Source organism: Citrobacter sp. S55_ASV_140 (genome assembly GCF_018919505.1).
In the GTDB taxonomy this organism is placed as follows: Bacteria; Pseudomonadota; Gammaproteobacteria; order Enterobacterales; family Enterobacteriaceae; genus Citrobacter; species Citrobacter werkmanii.
On record NZ_JAHLQZ010000424.1, the window covers coordinates 1 to 611 of the forward strand.

The window sequence follows — 611 nt, forward strand, 5'->3', positions numbered from 1 at the left end:
GCTCCAGCCCGCGCACGTTTTTCAGCAGTGTGAGCGGCTCTTCCTTCACACCCAGCTTGCGGGTCAGGCTACAGGAGGGGTGATATACGGCGCGGCCATGCAGACTGGCGCCGACATCCACCACGCCCAGTTTGTTGACGATAAAGGAAGTGAGATCCTGCATACGCGCAGCAACGTTCTCAGCACGGATCGCCCACTCAGGTTCATCGGCCAGATAGGTCGGGTAGCTTTTTACCGCATAGGTGCAGGAGCCTGCCGGAGAGATAATCGGATCGTCGTTGTCTTCCAGCGCGGCGATCAGGTTTTTCATCCCGGGGATCGCTTCTTTGATGTAACCGCTGTTGATGGCTGGCTGACCGCAACACCCTTGCTTCTCGGGGAAATTCACGCGACAACCCAGTTTTTCCAGCAGCAATACGGAGTCTCGTGCCATCCGTGATTTCAGTGCGTCACCAATGCAGGTAACAAAGAAATTTACATTCACAATAACCACTCCATTGCTTCATTTCTGTTTATTGCGCTTGATATTGCTATATCAAGCAAAGGTTCAATCGTCTTTCACACCCAGTTTTTCGGTTTGCTCGTTTTACTAATGCCTGGGTTCATAATGT

General features: G+C 51.9%; 1 protein-coding gene. It reads right to left on the minus strand.

Annotated features, from left to right (window positions below):
* Positions 1 to 484: (Fe-S)-binding protein (locus KQJ18_RS24325; protein WP_216422997.1), on the minus strand; the 484-nt coding region annotated here is incomplete at its 3' end.
* Between the last annotated feature and the right edge of the window lie 127 nt (positions 485 to 611).